General features: G+C 68.2%; 17 protein-coding genes. 11 read left to right on the forward strand and 6 right to left on the reverse strand.

The window, feature by feature from the left end:
* Window positions 1-87 precede the first annotated feature (87 nt).
* The 7 genes from DYS74_RS10875 to DYS74_RS10905 all read left to right on the forward strand — a co-directional run bounded on the left by DYS74_RS10875 (window position 88) and on the right by DYS74_RS10905 (window position 7244).
* Complete coding sequence (locus tag DYS74_RS10875) at window positions 88-1077, forward strand: BMP family lipoprotein (protein ID WP_121533715.1); 990 nt, start codon at window positions 88-90, stop codon at window positions 1075-1077.
* On the forward strand, window positions 1077-2651 hold the full coding sequence (locus DYS74_RS10880) for an ABC transporter ATP-binding protein (protein WP_121533716.1): 1575 nt from the start codon (window positions 1077-1079) through the stop codon (window positions 2649-2651). The genes DYS74_RS10875 and DYS74_RS10880 overlap by 1 nt, the downstream gene beginning before the upstream one ends.
* Window positions 2648-3739, forward strand: coding sequence for an ABC transporter permease (locus DYS74_RS10885; RefSeq protein ID WP_121533717.1), 1092 nt, complete (start codon window positions 2648-2650; stop codon window positions 3737-3739). The genes DYS74_RS10880 and DYS74_RS10885 overlap by 4 nt, the downstream gene beginning before the upstream one ends.
* The gene (locus tag DYS74_RS10890) at window positions 3739-4707 is read left to right on the forward strand and encodes an ABC transporter permease (protein ID WP_121533718.1); all 969 of its coding nucleotides are present in this window, start codon (window positions 3739-3741) and stop codon (window positions 4705-4707) included. The genes DYS74_RS10885 and DYS74_RS10890 overlap by 1 nt, the downstream gene beginning before the upstream one ends.
* Complete coding sequence (locus DYS74_RS10895) at window positions 4691-5491, forward strand: purine-nucleoside phosphorylase (protein ID WP_121533719.1); 801 nt, start codon at window positions 4691-4693, stop codon at window positions 5489-5491. The genes DYS74_RS10890 and DYS74_RS10895 overlap by 17 nt, the downstream gene beginning before the upstream one ends.
* 71 nt (window positions 5492-5562) lie before the next feature.
* A complete protein-coding gene (locus tag DYS74_RS10900) occupies window positions 5563-6486 on the forward strand; it encodes a sulfite exporter TauE/SafE family protein (RefSeq protein ID WP_121533720.1) in 924 nt (307 codons plus the stop codon).
* Window positions 6483-7244, forward strand: coding sequence for a TIGR02186 family protein (locus DYS74_RS10905; RefSeq protein WP_121533721.1), 762 nt, complete (start codon window positions 6483-6485; stop codon window positions 7242-7244). The genes DYS74_RS10900 and DYS74_RS10905 overlap by 4 nt, the downstream gene beginning before the upstream one ends.
* A 5-nt stretch (window positions 7245-7249) precedes the next feature.
* Here the strand turns inward: DYS74_RS10905 and DYS74_RS10910 are convergent, their stop codons facing one another.
* The 3 genes from DYS74_RS10910 to DYS74_RS10920 all read right to left on the reverse strand — a co-directional run bounded on the left by DYS74_RS10910 (window position 7250) and on the right by DYS74_RS10920 (window position 11262).
* Window positions 7250-7486: an Lrp/AsnC ligand binding domain-containing protein gene (locus DYS74_RS10910; protein WP_121533722.1), complete on the reverse strand. Its 237-nt coding sequence runs from the start codon at window positions 7484-7486 to the stop codon at window positions 7250-7252.
* Window positions 7487-7545: 59 nt separating this feature from the next.
* Window positions 7546-9093, reverse strand: coding sequence for an ATP-dependent DNA helicase (locus DYS74_RS10915; protein ID WP_121533723.1), 1548 nt, complete (start codon window positions 9091-9093; stop codon window positions 7546-7548).
* Between the two features lie 195 nt (window positions 9094-9288).
* Window positions 9289-11262: a protein meaA gene (locus DYS74_RS10920; protein WP_121533724.1), complete on the reverse strand. Its 1974-nt coding sequence runs from the start codon at window positions 11260-11262 to the stop codon at window positions 9289-9291.
* A 329-nt stretch (window positions 11263-11591) separates the two neighbouring features.
* Here DYS74_RS10920 and ccrA point away from each other — a divergent pair, with 329 nt between their 5' ends.
* The gene (gene ccrA, locus DYS74_RS10925; RefSeq protein WP_121533725.1) at window positions 11592-12884 is read left to right on the forward strand and encodes a crotonyl-CoA carboxylase/reductase; all 1293 of its coding nucleotides are present in this window, start codon (window positions 11592-11594) and stop codon (window positions 12882-12884) included.
* A gap of 76 nt (window positions 12885-12960) precedes the next feature.
* On the opposite strand, the gene DYS74_RS10930 is transcribed toward ccrA, so the two are convergent.
* The 3 genes from DYS74_RS10930 to DYS74_RS10940 are packed head-to-tail and all read right to left on the reverse strand — an operon-like array spanning window position 12961 to window position 15568.
* Entirely contained in the window at window positions 12961-13638 is a 678-nt protein-coding gene (locus DYS74_RS10930) for a glycosyltransferase family 2 protein (protein ID WP_121533726.1), read from the reverse strand.
* Window positions 13635-14768 carry a ceramide glucosyltransferase gene (locus DYS74_RS10935; RefSeq protein ID WP_121533727.1) on the reverse strand — a complete coding sequence of 378 codons (1134 nt, stop codon included), beginning with the start codon at window positions 14766-14768 and terminating at the stop codon, window positions 13635-13637. The genes DYS74_RS10930 and DYS74_RS10935 overlap by 4 nt, the downstream gene beginning before the upstream one ends.
* The gene (locus tag DYS74_RS10940; protein ID WP_121533728.1) at window positions 14765-15568 is read right to left on the reverse strand and encodes a UDP-2,3-diacylglucosamine diphosphatase; all 804 of its coding nucleotides are present in this window, start codon (window positions 15566-15568) and stop codon (window positions 14765-14767) included. Before DYS74_RS10940 ends, DYS74_RS10935 begins: the two co-directional genes overlap by 4 nt.
* A gap of 257 nt (window positions 15569-15825) precedes the next feature.
* On the opposite strand from DYS74_RS10940, the gene DYS74_RS10945 reads away from it, so the two are divergent.
* The 3 genes from DYS74_RS10945 to DYS74_RS19045 form a co-directional block, all read left to right on the forward strand.
* The gene (locus tag DYS74_RS10945; RefSeq protein WP_121533729.1) at window positions 15826-16851 is read left to right on the forward strand and encodes a GSCFA domain-containing protein; all 1026 of its coding nucleotides are present in this window, start codon (window positions 15826-15828) and stop codon (window positions 16849-16851) included.
* A complete protein-coding gene (locus DYS74_RS10950) occupies window positions 16848-17627 on the forward strand; it encodes a hypothetical protein (protein WP_121533730.1) in 780 nt (259 codons plus the stop codon). Before DYS74_RS10945 ends, DYS74_RS10950 begins: the two co-directional genes overlap by 4 nt.
* 103 nt (window positions 17628-17730) lie before the next feature.
* Window positions 17731-19214: calcium-binding protein (locus DYS74_RS19045; RefSeq protein WP_147435489.1), on the forward strand; the 1484-nt coding region annotated here is incomplete at its 3' end.

Below are 19214 nucleotides of genomic sequence, written 5' to 3' on the forward strand. Positions count from 1 at the left end.
CTCGGCGCTAATCGGGCTGGTCCGCGGGCCCTGCGCCCGCCAACGGCGTTCCGCGAGGGAACGCAGCACAACGACCGGGAGTGACCAATGACCTTGATGAAAAAGTTTCTCGGCGCGGCCGCCACGCTGGCGCTTCTCTCCGGCGCAGCCGCTGCCGATCCGGCGCTGATCTACGACCTCGGCGGCAAGTTCGACAAATCCTTCAACGAAGCGGCCTATGCCGGCGCGAAGAAATGGGCCGAGGAAACCGGCGGTTCCTACAAGGAACTGGAAATGCAGTCCGAGGCGCAGCGCGAACAGGCCCTGCGCCGTCTGGCCGAGTCGGGCGCCAACCCGATCGCGATGACCGGCTTTGCCTTCGGTGACGTGCTGAACACCGTCGCGCCGGACTATCCGAACACCAAGTTCGTCATCATCGACGCCGTGGTCGACCAGCCGAACGTGCGCTCGGTCGTCTTCACCGAGGAGCAGGGCTCCTACCTCGTCGGCATGATGGCCGCGCTCGCCTCGAAGTCGCAGACCGTGGGCTTCATCGGCGGCATGGACATCCCGCTGATCCGCAAGTTCGCCTGTGGCTATGCCCAGGGCGTGAAGGCGGTGAACGCCGACGCCAAGGTGCTGCAGAACATGACCGGCACCACCCCCGCCGCCTGGAACGACCCGGTGAAGGGCGCCGAGCTGACCAAGGCCCAGGTCGCGCAGGGCGCCGACGTGATCTATGCCGCCGCGGGCTCGACCGGCATCGGCATCCTGCAGGCGGCGGCCGACGCGAACATCCTGTCGATCGGCGTCGACAGCAACCAGAACTATCTGCATCCGGGCCAGGTCCTGACCTCGATGGTGAAGCGCGTCGACAACTCGGTCTACGAGGCGTTCAAGGAAGGCCCCGAGCTGAGCACCGGCACCATGGTGATGGACCTCGCCAAGGATGGCGTCGGCTATGCGATGGACGAGAACAACGCCAAGCTCGTCACCGACGAGATGAAGGCCAGGGTCGATGCCGCGGCCGCCAAGATCAAGTCGGGCGAGATCACCGTGCACGACTACATGACGGACAACACCTGCCCGGTGGAATGATGGCACCGGCACAGGAGACGGGGCGGCAGGCAACTGCCGCCCCGGCGATCGAGCTGCGGGGCATCTCCAAGGCCTTCGGCCCGGTGCAGGCGAACAAGGACATCTCGATCCGGGTGATGCCCGGCACGATCCATGGCATCATCGGCGAGAACGGCGCGGGCAAGTCCACGCTGATGTCCATCCTTTACGGCTTCTACAAGGCCGACGCGGGCGAGATCCTGATCCACGGCCGCGAGGCGAAGATCACCGACAGCCAGGCCGCGATCCGCGCCGGCATCGGCATGGTCTTCCAGCATTTCAAGCTGGTGCAGAATTTCACCGTGCTCGAGAACGTCATTCTCGGCGCGGAAGAGGGGGCGTTGTTGCGCCCCTCGCTTGCCAAGGCGCGGCGCGAGCTGAAGCGGCTGGCCGAGGAATACGAGCTCGAGGTCGACCCCGATGCGCTGGTCGAGGAGCTGTCCGTCGGCCACCAGCAGCGCGTCGAGATCCTGAAGGCCCTTTACCGTCAGGCCGATATCCTGATCCTCGACGAGCCCACCGGGGTGCTGACGCCCGCCGAGGCGGACCACCTGTTCCGCATCCTCGCGAACCTGCGGATGCAGGGCAAGACGATCCTGCTGATCACCCACAAGCTGCGCGAGATCATGGAGATCACCGACACCGTCAGCGTCATGCGCCGCGGCGAGATGACCGCGACGGTGACCACGGCCGGGACCTCGCCCGAGGAACTGGCCGAGCTGATGGTCGGGCGCAAGGTGCTGCTGCATGTGCCGAAGGCGCCCGCCAATCCGGGCCGCACCGTGCTGGAAATTCGTGACCTGCGGTTGCGCGACGCGACCGGGGTCGAGCGGATCAAGGGGATCGATCTGACGATCCGCGCGGGCGAGATCCTGGGCATCGCGGGGGTCGCCGGCAACGGCCAGTCGGAACTCCTCGAGGTGCTCGGCGGCTTTGCCGCGGCGACCGGGAGCGTGCGGATGAACGGCGAGGAGATCGACCTGACCGGCCGGCACTCCGACGGCCAGACCCGGCGCGCGCGCGGCATTGCCCATGTCCCCGAGGACCGCCACCACCTGGGCCTGATCCTCGATTTCTCCGCCTGGGAGAACATCGCCTTCGGCTATCACAACGCGCCCGAATACCAGAAGAACGCGCTTCTGATGGACAATGCCGCGATCATCGCCGACACCGAGGGCAAGATCGAGCGCTTCGACGTGCGCCCGCCGAATGCCTTCCTGCCGGCGAAGAGCTTCTCGGGCGGCAACCAGCAGAAGATCGTCCTGGCCCGCGAGATCGAGCGCAATCCCGATCTTCTTCTGGTCGGCCAGCCCACCCGCGGCGTCGACATCGGCGCGATCGAATTCATCCACAAGCGCATCGTCGAGCTGCGCGACGCCGGCAAGGCGGTGCTTCTGGTCTCGGTCGAGCTGGACGAGATCATGTCGCTCGCCGACCGCATCGCGGTGATGTTCGACGGCCGCATCATGGGCGAGCGCCTGCCCGCCGACACCAACGAACGCGAGCTGGGCCTGCTGATGGCCGGCGTCGCCGACAGCGCGGAGACCGCGGCATGACGAAACTGCCGACCTGGGCCGACCTCGTGCTCGTGCCACTGATCTCGCTCGTGCTGGCCGCGGCGATCTCGGCGCTCGTCATCCTCGGAATCGGCGGCGACCCGGTCGAGGCGGTGAAGGTGATGGTCGATGGCGCGCTCGGCTCGCCCTATGGCTGGGGCTACACGCTTTACTACACCACCTCGTTCATCTTCACCGGGCTCGGGGTGACGGTCGCCTATCACGCCGGGCAGTTCAACATCGGCGGCGAGGGGCAGGCGCAGCTCGGCGGGCTTGGCGTGGCGCTCGTCTGCCTGGCGCTGCCCTGGCCGCACTGGACGCTCGCCCTGCCCGCGGCGATGGTCGGCGCGGCGCTCTTCGGTGCAGCCTGGGCCGCGGTGCCGGCCTGGCTGCAGGCGAAACGCGGCAGCCACATCGTCATCACCACGATCATGTTCAACTACATCGCCGCGGCGCTGATCGTCTATCTGCTGGTCGAGGTGCTGCGCCCCGCCGGGCAGATGGACCCGGCCACCCCCCGCTTCCCGAAGGGCGCGGCGCTGCCGGGCTTCCACGAGATCCCCGGCCTGTCGCTGATCTTCACCAGCAAGGTGCCGGCGAACGTCACCTTCTTCGTCGCGCTGCTGGCCTGCGTCGGCGTCTGGCTTTTGCTGTGGCGCACCCGGCTTGGCTACGAGATCCGCGCCTTCGGCAAGTCGAACTCGGCCGCGCGCTATGCCGGGATCTCGCCCGTCAAGGTCATCCTGCTGTCGATGCTGATCTCGGGCGGGCTGTCGGGGCTGATGGCGATCAACAACGTCATGGGCGAGGCCGGGCGACTGCTGCAGAACTCGGCCGAGGGCGCGGGCTTCATCGGCATCGCGGTGGCGCTGATGGGCCGCAACCACCCGCTCGGCGTGTTCCTGGCCGCGTTCCTCTTCGGCTTCCTCTATCAGGGCGGGGCCGAGATGGGGCTCTGGACCTCGATCCCGATCGAACTGCGCCTGCTGGTGCAGGGCCTCGTGATCCTGTTCACCGGGGCGCTCGACACCATGGTGCGGATGATGATCGCCCCGTTCTTCCGCCCGCGCCGGAAGGAGGCCGCCTGATGGATTACGCAACGCTTCTGCAGGTTCTGGCCTCGACGCTGCGGCTCGCGACGCCCTTGCTGCTTGCCTGTCTGGCCGGGCTCTACTCCGAGCGCTCGGGCATCTTCGACATCGGCCTTGAAGGCAAGATGCTGATGGCGGCGATGGCCTCGGGCGCGATCGCGGCGATGACCGGTTCGGCCTGGATCGGGCTTGCCGCGGGGATCGGCGCCTCGCTGCTGCTGGCGGCGCTTCACGGCGTCGCCTCGATCACCTTCCGCGGCAATCAGCTGATCTCGGGCGTGGCGCTGAACTTCGTCGCCTCGGGCGCCACGGTGCTGATCGCGCAGGCGCTGTTTCAGCAGGGCGGCCGCACGCCCCCGCTGACCGGCGCAGCCCGGTTCGAGCCGCTCGCCCTGCCCTTCGTCGACACGCTGAAGGGGGTGCCCCTGTTCGGCCCCTTCTATGCACAGGTTCTGTCGGGCCATTCGATCCTCGTCTATCTCGCGCTCGCCGCGGTGCCGGCGAGCTGGTGGCTGCTTTACCGCACCCGCTTCGGGCTGCGCCTGCGCGCCGTGGGCGAGAACCCGGAATCGGTCGACACCGCGGGCGTCTCGGTGATCCGGCTGCGCTATACCGCCGTCGCGCTCACCGGCGTGCTGTGCGGCGTCGCCGGCGCCTACATGGCGACCGCGCTGCAGGCGGGCTTTGGCCGCGAGATGACCGCCGGGCGCGGCTATATCGCCCTTGCCGCGCTGATCTTTGCGAAATGGCGGCCGTGGTCGGCGCTGTGGGCGACATTGCTCTTCGGCTTTCTGCAGGCGCTGGCGCTGCGCCCCGACGTGATCGAGGGCACGCTGCACATGAAGATCCCGGTGTCGTTCCTCGACGCCCTGCCCTACATCCTGACGGTGATCGTGCTGGCCGGTTTCGTCGGTCGCGCCATCCCGCCCCGTGCCGGAGGAGAACCCTATGTCAAAGAGCGCTGAGCTTGCCGAACTGATCCGCGCGCGCGCCGGCACCGAGCCGCCGCGCCTCGGGCTGATCCTCGGCTCGGGCCTCGGCCATCTTGCCGCCGAGGTCGAGGGCGTCGCGATCCCCTATGCGGACCTGCCGGGCTTTCCCCATGCCGGGGTCTCGGGCCACAACCCGCAGCTGGTGATCGGCACGCTCGAGGGCGTGCGTGTCGCGGTGCTGGGCGGTCGGGCGCATTACTACGAGCACGGCAGCCCCGCCGAGATGCGCCTGCCGCTCGAGGTGCTGAAGGCGCTCGGCACCGAGACGCTCTTGCTCACCAATGCCGCGGGCTCGCTGCGTGCCGACATCGGCCCCGGCGATCTGATGATGCTGAACGACCACATCGCCTTCGCCGGCACCAACCCGCTGATCGGCGAGCCCTCGGACGCGCGCTTCGTGCCGATGACCGAGGCCCATGACCCGGTGATGCGCTCGACCCTGCGCGCCGCCGCCGAGGCCGAGGGCGTGGCGCTGCCGCAGGGCGTCTATTGCTGGTTCTCCGGCCCCTCTTTCGAGACCCCGGCCGAGATCCGCGCGGCCAAGGTGCTGGGCGCCGATGCCGTCGGCATGTCGACCGTGCCTGAGGTGATCCTGGCCCGTTTCCTCGGGCTGCGGGTCGCCGCCGTCTCGGTGATCACCAACATGGGCGCCGGGCTGTCGGCCGAAAGCATCAGCCACGAGCACACCAAGGCGATGGCGCCACTTGGCGCGGCAAAGTTCGAACGCGTGCTGCGACGATACCTGCGCAGCCTCTGAGCCCCGAAAGCGTCATTTGACAGTGGCCCCCGGCGGGGCAACACTGAAGGCTCATCCCGACGGGCGGCCGAATGCAGATCTACCTTCCCATCGCCGAGGTCTCGGTCAACGCCTTTCTCCTGCTCGGCCTCGGCGGAATCGTCGGTCTCTTGTCCGGGCTCTTCGGTGTGGGCGGCGGCTTTCTCATCACGCCGCTGCTGTTCTTCATCGGCATCCCGCCCTCGGTGGCGGTGGCGACCGGGGCGAACCAGGTCGTCGCCTCCTCGGTCTCGGGGGTGCTGGCGCAGTTCAAGCGCAAGGCGGTCGATGTGCCGATGGGCATCGTGCTGCAACTGGGCGGTCTTGCCGGCTCGGCGCTTGGCATCTGGGTGTTCAACCGGCTGACCAAGCTTGGCCAGATCGACCTCGTGGTGCAGCTGGCCTATGTGCTCTTCCTCGGCTCGATCGGGCTCTTGATGCTGCAGGAGGCGGTGCGGGCGATCCGCCGCGCCCGCAAACCCGGCGCCCGCCCCCATGTGAAACGGCACCAGCACCTCTGGGTGCACAAGCTGCCGCTGAAGATGAAGTTCCGCACCTCGGGGCTCTACATCTCGGTGATCCCGCCGGTGCTGGTCGGCATGGCGGTCGGCGTTCTGGCCGCGATCATGGGCGTCGGCGGCGGCTTCATCATGGTGCCGGCGATGATCTACCTGCTCGGCATGCCGACCAAGGTGGTGATCGGCACCTCGCTCTTCCAGATCCTCTTCGTCTCGGCCTTCACCACGCTGATGCACGCGATCACCAACCAGTCGGTCGACGTGATGCTGGCGCTTTTGCTGATCATCGGCGGGGTGATCGGCGCGCAGATCGGCTCGCAGCTCGGCGGCCGGCTGAAGGCCGAACAGCTGCGCATCCTGCTGGCCCTGCTGGTGATCGCGGTGGCGGCGAAACTCGGGCTCGACCTGCTGATCCGCCCGGCCGAACTCTTCTCCCTTTTCGCGGGAGGCCGGGGATGATCCGCTGTCTGCTGCTGCTGCTGCTCTTCGCGCTGCCGGCACGCGCCGGCGACGAAGAGGTCGTCGCCGGTCTCAGCCGCGACAACATCGGCATCACTGCCGCCTTCAACGGCTCCGAGGTGCTGATCTACGGCGCGGTGAAACGCAACGCGCCCGAACCGGGCGGCGCCCCGCTCGCGGTGATCGTCACGCTCGAGGGGCCGGCGCATCCGGTCACCGTCCGCCGCAAGTCGCGCGAGTTCGGGATCTGGGTGAACACCGACAAGGTCCGCGTCGCCGCCGCACCAAGCTATTACGCCGTCGCCACCACCGGCCCGGTGGCCGAGATCCTGTCGCCAGAGACCGACGTGACGCAGCGCATCACCGTGCCGCTTGCCGTGCGCGCCTTCGCCGGCCCGATCGAGGTGGCGGACGCCCGCCCCTTCACCGAGGCACTGCTGCGCATCCGCGAGGAGGCGGGGGTCTATTCGCTCGACGAGGGCGCGGTGCGGCTGGTCGAGGACACGCTCTTCCGCGCCGACTTCCAGCTTCCCGCGAACCTGACCGAGGGCGATTACAAGACCCGCATCTTCCTGCTGCGCGACGGCAAGGTCGTCGACCGCTACCAGACCGCGATCTACGTGCGCCGCGTCGGGCTCGAGCGCTGGCTCTACATCCTGTCGCGCGAACATGCGGCGATCTATGGCGCGATGTCGCTGGCGCTTGCGGTCTTCGCTGGCTGGGCCGCGGCGGCGCTGTTCCGGCTGATCCGGAGCTGAGCCGCTCAGAAGGCGCGGAAGGTCATCGTGGTCAGGGTGCGCGCGATGCCCGGGATATCGAAAAGCGTCTCATTCAGGAAATGGCCGACATCGGCATCGTCGGGCACATAGACCTTGGCGATCAGGTCGAAGTCACCCGAGGTCGAGTAGAGCTCGCTCACCACCTCGCGTTCATAGATCGCGTCGGCGACCGCATAGGTCTTGCCGGGCTGGCAGCGGAACTGGACGAAAACGCAGCGCATGAGAGGCCTCCTTCTGTCGCCGCCACACTAGGCGCAGCGGCGGCCGAGGGGAAGCACCCTCAGCCCTCTTCCTCGCGCTCGAGCGTCAGCGTCGCGCCGCCCTTCGGCAGGTCGTCGATCGAGAGCGGCGCCGAGGGCCGGGCGAGCCGCGCCCGCACCACCCACAGCAGCCGGGTCTCGGCCCGGGTGATCGCGACATAGGCAAGCCGCTTCCACAGCGGGATCCCCGCCTCGGTGCGGCCGGCCCGATAGGCGGCATAGATGTCGGGGGCGAAGACCTGCACATCGGGCCACTGGCTGCCCTGCGCCTTGTGGATCGTCACCGCCGCGCCATGCAGGAAGGCCGCCCCCATCCGCGCCGCATAGGGGATGAAGGGCTCCTCCTCGTCGGGCAGCTCGATCTTGATGATCGAGGCCGCCGACAGCCGCGGCTCCTCGGCCCCCATCACGTGGAGCCGCGAGAAGCCGGGCTTCTTGCCGGGGCCGAGATAGATCACCTGCGCGCCCTTGATCAGCCCCCGCGCCTCGAGGTCGATGCGCTTCTTGCGATGCTTCAGCGGCAGCTCGATCCCGTCGCAAATGAGCGGCTCGCCCGGCAACAGCGCGTCCGCCGGCGCGCCATGGGCGGCGCGGAAGGCCTGGATCAGCCGGATCCGCGTCGCGTTGCGCCACACCAGCACCGGGCTGCGCGCCATCAGGTCGCTCTCCACCCGCTCGGCCCAGACCACCCGCGGATCGCGCGCCGCGGCCGTCTCGATCATCCGCTCGAACGCCTCGAAGGTCAGGCTGTCGTCGGCCAGCGCATGGGCGAGGTCAAGGATCGGGTTGTCATCGGCCTGCCGGTGAATGCGGTGCAGCACGTGCTTCGAGGCAGCGGGCAGACGCTCGAAACACATCTCGCCGGACTGGTTGACCGGCGCGAGCTGCGCCGGATCGCCGAACAGCACCAGCGTCGGGAAGATCTCGCGCAGATCGTCGAACTGCCGCTCGTCGAGCATCGAGGCCTCGTCGACGAAGCCGATATCGAGCGGATCCTCGCGCCGTTTCCAGCCCTGGATGAAGTCGGACCCGCGCAGCCCCGCCGAGGCCAGCGCCCCGGGGATCGACTTGTGCAGATCGTAAAACGCCTTCGCCCGGTCGAGCACCTCCTCGGTCAGGCCCATGTCGCCCAGAAGATCGGGTTTCGGCCGCTCGCCCTGCCCCGCCAGCCATTCGGCGATGCGCTCGTATTCCGGGTCATAGACCGGGGTGTAGAGGATGCGGTGAATGGTGGTCGCCGGCACCCCGCGCGAGCGCAGCACCGAGGCCGCCTTGTTGGTCGGCGCCAGAATCGCGAGCGTGCGCCGCTCCTTGCGCTTGCGCCCCTCGAAATCGCCCGAGACGATCTCGATCCCGGCCTCTTCCAAGGCCTTGTAGAGATTGGCGAGCAGCAGCGTCTTGCCCGAGCCAGCCTTGCCGATCACCGACAGAACGCTCGGCGCGCCGCCCTCGGGCATCACCGTGCCCTCGACGATGTCGACGCCTGCAGCCTCGAGCGCCTCGGCAACGGCATCCCAGGCCTCGGCCTGATCTTCGGAAAACTGGACGGTCGCAGGGGTGGTGCTCATGGGCGCGACCTTACAGGGCGCACCCGGCTTTCGGAAGGCGGGAAATCGGCCCGGACAGGCGCCTCCGGCGGAGGTATTTTCGGCAAGATGAAAGCCCCCTCCCCTTTCATCTTGCCTCAAATACCTCGGGGGCGCCGATTGCTGCGCCATTGGTTCAAGCACCAATCGGCGCGGGGCAGCGCCCCCGGCACCCTATCAGGCCGCGCGCGAGGTCGGGGAGACCAGCGCGACGATGTCCATCATGATCCGGTTCAGTTCGAAATCCTTCGGCGTATAGACCCGCGCCACGCCGAAGCCCTTCAGCTTCACCGCGTCCTCGTCGGGGATGATGCCGCCGACGACCACCGGTACATGGTCGAGCCCGGCCGCACGCATCCGCTCCATCAGCTCCTCGATCAGCGGAATGTGGCTGCCCGAGAGAATCGAAAGACCGACCACATGCGCCTCGTCCTCGACCGCCTTCGCGACGATCTGCTCGGGCGTCAGGCGGATACCGTCATAGGTGATGTCCATGCCGCAGTCGCGGGCGCGGAAGGCGATCTGCTCGGCGCCGTTCGAATGGCCATCAAGCCCCGGCTTGCCGACCAGGAACTTCAGCCGCCGGCCGAGCTGCGAGCTGACCGCATCGACCGCGGCGCGGATCTCGTCGAGCCCCTCGGTCTTGTTCGAGGGCGCGCGCGAGACGCCGGTGGGCCCGCGGTATTCGCCATGCACGGCGCGCATCACGCCCGCCCATTCGCCGGTGGTGGCGCCGGCCTTCGCCGCGGCGATCGAGGCGGGCATGATGTTGCGCCCGGCCTTGGCATCGTCCGAAAGCCGCGCCAGCGCCGCCTGCACCGCCGCCTCGTCGCGCGCCGCGCGCCAGGCGGTGAGCCGGCCGACCTGATCGGCCTCGACCGCCGGATCGACGACCATGATGCCGCCATCGCCCGCGGTGAGCGGCGAGGGCTCGCCCTGCTGCCAGCGGTTCACGCCGACGACGATGGTCTCGTTCGCCTCGATCCGGTTGATGCGGGCGGCGTTCGAGTCGACGAGCCGCGCCTTCATGTAGTCGATCGCCGCGATCGCCCCGCCCATGGCGTCGAGGGTCTCGAGCTCCTGGCGCGCGCCGGCCTTCAGCTCCTCGACCTTCGCCGTCACCGCCGGGTTGCCGTCGAAGAGATCGCCATATTCCAGAAGATCGGTCTCATAGGCCATGATCTGCTGCATGCGCAGCGACCATTGCTGGTCCCAGGGCCGCGGCAGGCCGAGCGCCTCGTTCCAGGCGGGCAGCTGCACAGCACGGGCGCGGGCGTTCTTCGACAGCGTCACCGCGAGCATCTCGATCAGGATGCGGTAGACGTTGTTTTCCGGCTGCTGCTCGGTCAGGCCGAGGCTGTTCACCTGCACGCCATAGCGGAAGCGGCGGTATTTCTCGTCCTCGATGCCATAGCGCTCGAGGCAGATCTCGTCCCACAGCTCGGTGAAGGCGCGCATCTTGCACATCTCGGTGACGAAGCGGATGCCGGCGTTCACGAAGAACGAGATGCGGCCCACCATCGCCGGGAAGCCCTCGGCCGGGACCTTCTTCTTCAGATCGTCCAGAACCGCGATGCCGGTCGCCAGCGCAAAGGCCAGCTCCTGCTCGGGCGTCGCGCCGGCCTCCTGCAGGTGATAGGAACAGACGTTCATCGGGTTCCACTTCGGCAGGTGCTCCCGCGTATAGGCGGCGACGTCGGTGATCATCGCAAGCGAGGGCTTCGGCGGGCAGATATAGGTGCCGCGGCTCAGGTATTCCTTCACCAGGTCGTTCTGCACCGTGCCCTGCAGCTTCGACACATCCGCCCCCTGCTCCTCGGCCACCGCGATGTAGAGCGACAGCAGCCACGGCGCCGTCGCGTTGATCGTCATCGAGGTGTTCATCTGCTCGAGCGGGATCTGGTCGAAGAGCGCGCGCATGTCGCCCAGATGGCAAACCGGCACGCCGACCTTGCCGACCTCGCCCCGCGCGAGCACGTGGTCCGAATCATAGCCGGTCTGGGTCGGCAGGTCGAAGGCCACCGAAAGCCCGGTCTGCCCCTTCGCGAGGTTCATCCGGTAAAGCTCGTTCGACTTCGCGGCCGTGGAATGGCCCGCGTAGGTGCGGAACAGCCAGGGCTTGTCCTTGGCGGGTTTCTGGATCTCGGTCATGGCGGCCTCCGGGGCTGGGGCGATTCACGAATGGGCAAGAAAATTGCCGTTCGAGACCTGATATGCGAAAGAATGTGTCCCTGTCAATTCGCTGCGGCGCGGCGCCGCGGGTGGACATGCAGAGCGGTTGCGGCAAGCCCTGCTGGGCGCAGGACAATCCTTTTGCTTGTGCAGCATGGACTTGCCGGTTTCGGCCCGCAGCCGAAACGAGAGGGACACAAAATTACAAAATCACAACTTCGAGCATTGCATTATTGCGCGAGCAATATTATTTCGGTCTGCAATCCCCGCCCGATTCTGCGGCGCGGCAACGACAACAGGAGATGCTCATGGCCCTCGACGTGAACACCGGGATCGCCCCTTATGACGCGCCCGAGAAGGACCTCTACGAAATCGGCGAGATGCCGCCCCTCGGCTATGTTCCGAAGAACATGTACGCCTGGGCGATCCGTCGCGAGCGTCACGGCGAGCCCGAGCAGTCGTTCCAGGTCGAGGTCGTGCCGACCTGGGAGATCGACAGCAACGAGGTGCTGGTGCTCGTGATGGCCGCCGGCGTGAACTACAACGGCGTGTGGGCCGGCCTCGGCGTGCCGATCTCGCCCTTCGACGGCCACAAGCAGCCCTATCACATCGCAGGCTCGGATGCGGCCGGCATCGTGTGGAAGGTCGGCGACAAGGTGAAGCGCTGGAAGGTGGGCGACGAGGTCGTGATCCACTGCAACCAGGACGACGGCGACGACGAGGAATGCAACGGCGGCGACCCGATGTTCTCGCCCAGCCAGCGGATCTGGGGCTACGAAACGAACGACGGCTCGTTCGCGCAGTTCACCCGCGTGCAGGCGCAGCAGCTGATGCCGCGGCCGCGTCACCTCACCTGGGAGGAATCGGCCTGCTACACGCTGACCCTCGCCACCGCCTATCGCATGCTCTTCGGCCACGAACCGCATGACCTGAAGCCGGGCCAGAACGTGCTGGTCTGGGGCGCCTCGGGCGGGCTTGGCTCCTTCGCGATCCAGCTGGTGAACGCGGCCGGCGCCTCGGCGATCGGGGTGATCTCGGACGAGGACAAGCGCGACTTCGTGATGTCGCTCGGCGCCAAGGGCGTGATCAACCGCAAGGACTTCAAGTGCTGGGGTCAGCTGCCCAAGGTGAACTCGGAAGAGTACAACACCTGGCTGAAGGAAGCGCGCAAGTTCGGCAAGGCGATCTGGGACATCACCGGCAAGGGCGTGAGCGTCGACATGGTCTTCGAACACCCCGGCGAGGCGACCTTCCCGGTCTCGACGCTGGTGTGCAAGAAGGGTGGCATGGTGGTGATCTGCGCCGGCACCTCGGGCTTCAACTGCACCTTCGACGTGCGCTACATGTGGATGCACCAGAAGCGCCTGCAGGGCAGCCACTTCGCGCACCTCAAGCAGGCCTCGGCGGCGAACAAGCTGATGATCGAGCGCCGCATCGACCCGTGCATGTCCGAGGTCTTCCCCTGGGACGAGATCCCGAAGGCCCACACCAAGATGCTGCGCAACCAGCACAAGCCCGGCAACATGGCGGTGCTGGTGCAGGCGCCGCGCACCGGGCTGCGCACCTTCGAGGACGCGCTCGAGGCCAGCAAGCAGGGCTGAGCCCCTCGCACGAGAAAGAAAAGACCCCGCGTCCGGAAGGGCGCGGGGTTTTCGTTTCGCCGGCTGGTCGGGAAGGTCAGGCGCGCAGGCGGCGCATGGCGAGGATCTGCGCCGCGGCCGCGTGCAGCGGCACGGTGCGAAACATGTCGGCCAGCATCCGCACATCGGCCTTCACACCCTCCCAGCGGCCGCGCTTCGCCCCCTTCCAGGGGCTTGCGACCTCGGGCCAGCGCACCACGGCGATGCGCTGCCGGCTGCCGATCCAGCGCCGGTTCAGATAGACCTCGAGCCCGAAGCGGGGCAGCGTGCGCAGCGCGCCGGTCTCGCCGATCAGCGCCTTGGGCATCACCCGCTCGCCCGAGATGTAATCAAGCCCGATCGCCCGCCAGGGCCAGGGGGAATTGCCGCGCAGGCTGATCGAGACATCGGCCCGCCCCTCGCGCACCGGCGCGATCAGCGCCTCGAGCGCGGTCGGGCCAAGGCCGATCAGGTCGCTGTCGATCAGCATGACCAGTTCGTGCGTCGCCGCCTCGATGCCGACCGAGACCGCCCAGCTCTTGCCGCGGTTCTCGGGCAGACGGATGAGGCGCGCGCCCTCGACCGCCGCGGCAGCGTCCGCAGTGCCGTCGGACGAGCCGTCATCGACCACGATCACCTCGTCGATGGCCGGGTGGCCCAGCACCTCGCGCAGCACGGTGGCGATGCGCGGCGCCTCGTTGAAGGCGGGGATCACGCAGCTCAGCCGTCGGCTCATGCCTCGGCGCCCCCGGCCCGCGCCGCCTCGAGCCCGCCCATCGCGGTGCCGCGCCACTCGAAGCCGCGGCGCATCCAGGTGGTCACCCAGAGCGGCGCCAGCAGCAGGTCGCGCAGCCCCATCGCGGCGATGTCGCGCGGCCCGCAGGGCCAGCCGGCGATGCGGCACAGCGCGATCTCGGCCCCATACCAGAGCGCGAGGAAGGGCAGCGCCCAGCCCAGCCCAGCCAGACCGCCCAGCGCGATCAGCGCGGCGACGGGCGGCCAGGGGCCGAGCAGGATCTCGGCCACGAACAGGCCCGGAAAGCCGTCGCGCCGCACCCGCGCCCAGCGCAGCTGCCGGTCCCAGACCGCGCGCAGGCTGCGCGGCCCGATCGGCTGCGCGAAGGGCTCGCGCGCCAGACGCACCACCAGCCCCTGCCCGCGCACCGCCTTGGTCGAGGCGACGTCCTCGGCCAGATCGCGACCAAGCGCCACCAGCCCACCGGCGCGCTCGAGCACATCACGGCGCCAGAACAGCGTCTTGCCCTGCGCAAAGCCAAGGCCGAGGCTGTCGGCCGCCAGCTGCCAGCGCGCCTGGAAGCTGTTCAGGAAGGCGCATTCGAGCGCGCCGCCCATCCCCTCGCCACGGATGCCGACCGGCGGGCAGGACACCAGCCCCGTGCCCGGCTGCCAGACCGACAGCAGCCGCTCGATGTAATCGACGGGCAGCAGCAGGTTGGAATCGGTCATCGCGACGAAGGCGCCGCGACTGACGCGCCACCCCTTCTCGAGGTTGTTGAGCTTCGGATTGCCGCTCAGCCCGCTTTCGCCGATCAGCAGCTGTGCGTTCACCTGCGGGTTCTCGGCGATCAGCCGGCGCACCAGCGCCACCGCCGGATCGCTTTCATGCGCAGCGCAGAAGATCACCTCGAGGTCGCGCCAGCTCAGCCGGAAGGAGGAGCCGAGCGTCTCCTCGTCATGCAGGTCGAGGCCGCAGACCGGGCGGATCAGGCTGACCATCGGCCGGCCGGGGATCGGGCGCACGGGGGTGAGGTGCAGATAGCGCCGCGCGGTCAGCACGGCCGAGGCGAGGTGCAGCGCCAGCGTCACCGCCACAAAGACCGACAGCAGGATGACAAGGGCGGTCATGCGCGGCGGCTCCGCTCGGCGGCGGGGGTCCAGAGTTCGGCGCTCTGCGTCTCGCCCGACCATTCCAGCATCTTCAGCGAGCCATCGGCGGTTTCGACAAGGGCGGTCTGGTTATCGACCCAATCGCCGCAATTCGCGTAGACGAGCCCGTCGCGGTGATGCAGCGCCGCCTTGTGGTAGTGGCCGCAGATCACCCCGTCGTGGCCGCGCTCGCGCGCAAGCGCGGAAAGCCGTTCCTCGAACTTGTTGCCCACCAGCATCAGCGCGTTCACCCCCATGATCGCAAGCTCGAACAGCCCGCGTTCCGAGGTGCGATGCAGGTGCAGCTTCAGCCACTGATCGGCGGCGCGCAGCGTGGCATCGGCGCGGCTGCCGATCCGGGTCATCACATGCCAGCGGAAGATCCGCGCGTCGCATTGGTCGCCGTGCAGGATCAGATAGCGCATGCCGTCCGCCGCCCGGTGCACGTCGGTCTCGCGCAGCTCGAAGGCACCGAACATCGGCCCCTCGTGCAGGCGCAGCGCCGCATCGTGGTTGCCCGGCAGATAGACCACACGGACCCCCGCCCGCGCCCGCGCACTCAGCTCTTCGATGATCGCGTCATGCACCTCGCCCCAGTGCACGCGGCCCGGGTGCCAGATGTCGAGGATGTCGCCCACCAGATAGATCGTCTCGGCCTCGGTGCGGTTCAGGAAGTCAAGGAAACGCGCCGCCCGGCTGCCTCGGGATCCGAGATGCAGATCGGACACGAAGAGGGTGCGATAGCTCTTGCGGATCGTCTGGGGCGCGGTTTCGGGCATGACGGTTTCCTTTTGCTTCCTGACCCCCAATGCGCCGCAAGCGATACGGTTTCATGTCAGTTCCGCAAAACTATGTGACAGTTTCTGCGACGCAGCAACGGCTTTCCGGCGTCACACGCAAGCGTGACACGAATGGACCGCATGTCAATCGCCTCGCGGCGGAGTCTCCGGTCTGTCGCCGGAGCCTTGAAACGGCCTGATTTCCATGCCCTTCTGCGGCAAATCCTTTGTGCCGCGAATTCGGGAATGTCCCGCCGATGTCGATCTATTCAGACCTGCCCGACCGTTGCTTCTGGCGGCGCTGCCTGCGCAGCCCGCGCTTCGATTTCGCCGAGATCTACCAGCCCACGGTGACGATCGAGGCGGGCGAGCCGATCGCCACCGCGGGCAGCTGTTTCGCGCAGAAGATCGGGCGCGAGCTGAAGCGCTCGGACGCGCGCTTCCTCGACCTCGAGCCCGCGCCCCCGGGGATGAGCGAGACGACGGCGACCGGCTTCGGCTATGGGCTCTATTCGGCGCGCTACGGCAATATCTACACCACCGCGCAGCTGCTGCAGCTGGCCGAGGACGCCTTCTCGGATCATGTCCGCGAAGACACGCTGTGGACGAAGGACGGCGCCTGGTTCGACGGGCTGCGGCCGCGGATCGAACCGGGCGGCTTTGCGCGCCGTGCCGATGTGGTGACGGCGCGGCGCTCGCACCTGCGCCAGGTGCGGCGGCTGTTCACCGAGGCCTCGGTCTTCGTCTTCACCCTCGGGCTGACGGAACGCTGGGAACATGCCGAGACCGGCACCGTCTATCAGCTCTGTCCGGCGACGGTCGATCCGGCCTTCGGCGCGCCCGAGCACCGCTTCCACAACACCGGGGTGAGCGAGGTGGTGTCGGAACTCACGCGCTTCATCGCGCTGGTGCGCGCCTACACGCCCGACCTGCGCTTCCTCTTCACCGTCTCGCCGGTGCCGCTCGCGGCCACCGCGACCGGCGGCCATGTGCTGCCGGCCACCATCCGCTCGAAATCGGTGTTGCGCGCGGCGGTCGACGAGGTCGTCACCGCCCTGCCCGGCTGCGACTATTTCCCCTCCTACGAGATCGCCACTGCCAACCCGCTGTTGCGCGACGCCTTCGACGCCGGCCAGCGCGAGGTGAAGGACGAGGTGGTGGCCGAGATCATGACGACCTTCTTCGCCGCCCACCCGGGGCTGAGCCGCACGCGAACCGACATCGCCGCCGAAGAGCCCGACACGGTCTGTGACGAAATCCTGCTGGACGCGTCGCGCACATGAAGATCTTCGTCACCGGCAATTCGCATTCCGCCTGCCTGATCGAGGCCTGGAAACAGCTGCAGGACAGCTCGCCACATCAGATCGACTTCTTCGTGCGCGGCGGCAGCGGGGTGAAGGACTACCGCATCGACGGCACCCGGATCGAGGCCGGCAATGACGATTTCCGCGGCTATCTCGCCCGGCTCGGGCTGAGGGACAGCTTCGATCTGGCCGAGTATGACGCCCGCGTGGTGATCGGCGCCGAGGTCAGCCCGTTCCTGATGATCGCGATCCTGAACAAGTGCCACGTGCTCGGCTGGCCCGACCCGAACCGCCGCGGCGCGCAGGAGATCACCGAGCGCTGCCTGCAGGCGGCGCTGGCCGACGGGTTGCGGGGCGCGAACGGCGGGCAGATGGTGGCGGCGCTGCAGGCCCTGCCAGGGCTCGGCGCACGGCCGATGCTGGTCGTGCCCCAGCCCTTCCCGTCAGAGCGACTCAGGACCATGGCGACGGCCGGGGCGGGTTTCCTGCGCGCGATCCGGGGGCGCATCGCCCCCCTTGCCGCGGCGGGGTTCGCCGATGTCGCGTCGCGCACCTTCGCCGATCTCGGCGCGCGCTTCCTGCCTCAGCCCGAGGACACGACGGTCGATTTCATCCTCACACCCGAGGCCTTCACCAGCCGGGCCAAGCGGCTGATCGACCTCGACAAAGTGCAGCCGAAGGGGGATTTCCTCCACGCCAATGCGGCCTTCGGCGCACGCATCCTGGACCAGATCCTCGGCGCCCTCGACGCCTGAAGTCGATTAAAAAGCGCGATAAATCCCGAGCAAGATTGGCGGAACAAATAGGAAACCTTTAACCGCCCGAGGCGCAGTCTCCCTCCGAAGCAGGAGACACGCCATGTCCGGAATTTACATCATCGCGGGGCAGAGCAACGCCAACAACATCGCCGACGAGATGACGGCGGAATTGCAGGCGCGCGACCCGGGCTGCACCGTGCTCACCATCGCGGATGCGGGGGCGCCGCTGACCTGGGGGCGGGGGGGGGACACCGACTGGTATCAGGGCAACGACCTGCCGAGGGCGCTGCTCGATGCGCTGGACGCGGCGCTGAGCCGCGACGGCAGCGCCCATCTCGAGGGGATCATCTGGGTGCAGGGCGAGGCCGACACGCTCGCCTGCGCCCGCAGCAGCCTTTATGCGGAGAAGGCAGAGGCGCTTTTCGATCGGATCGAGGCGCATCTGCACGACGGCTTCGCCGGCCGGGAGGCTGAGTTCTACGATTTCGACGTGGCGACACTGCAGCTCTCCAGCTATGCGCCCGGCGCCACCCGCGCGGCCTGGTCGACGATCGTCGGCGAGCAGCAGGCGCTGGCCGCCACGGATGACCGGGTGCAGCTGGTGAATGTCGATCTCGTCGCGGCGCAGGCAGGCATCCACCCCGGCGCGATGTTCGTCGACGCGCTGCATTACAGCCAGACGCTGGTGAACGCGCTGGTCACGGCCACCGCCGACAGCCTGCTTTCGGGCACCAGCGCCGCGGCCGCACGGGTGACCATGGGCACCGACGGGGACGACGTGTTCGCCGCCGTGCAGATCCCCGCCGCGGCCGGCGGCGACCCGAAGATCCCGCCCCTCGCCTTTGCCGGCTTCGGCGGGGACGACACCTATACCGTGCTGTCGCCCCAGACGATGGTGATCGAGGCGGCGGGGGGCGGAACCGACCTGATCCGGGCGCAAAGCAGCTACGACATGTCGATCTGGGCGCCGCAGGTCGAGGCGCTGACGGTGATCGGCGCCACGGGGCGACGCATCGTCGGCAACGCCCTCGGCAACAGCCTGCAGGGCAACGCCGGGCACGACTGGATCGCCGGCGGCGGCGGCAATGACATGATTTTCGGCGCCGGCGGCAACGACACGTTGCGGGGCGGCTTCGGCGCCGACCGGCTTGCCGGCGGCATCGGCAACGACCGGCTCTGGGGGGATGCCGGCAATGACACGCTGCAGGGCGGGGTGGGCAGCGACACGCTCGTCGGCGGCAATGGCACCGACTTCCTCAACGGCGGCGACGGCAACGATCTGCTGCGCGGCGGCTGGGGCGCGGACCGGTTCTATCACGACGGCACCGCGGCCGCGGGCTGCGACCGCATTGGCGATTACAGCAGTGCCGACGGCGACGTGCTGATCTTCCGCGACAGCACCGCCTCGGTCGATGATTTCGAGCTGCGCCTGGCGACGGTGCCGGGGGCGGGCGATGCGCAGATCCGCGAGGTTCTGGTGATCCACGAACCGACCGGGGCGCAGGTCTGGACGCTGGTCGACGGCGCGGCGCAGGATCACATCTGGCTGCAGATCGGGGGGCACAGCTATGACCTGCTCGCCTG

Source organism: Paenirhodobacter hankyongi (genome assembly GCF_003664585.1).
GTDB classification, from domain to species: domain Bacteria; phylum Pseudomonadota; class Alphaproteobacteria; order Rhodobacterales; family Rhodobacteraceae; genus Rhodobacter; species Rhodobacter hankyongi.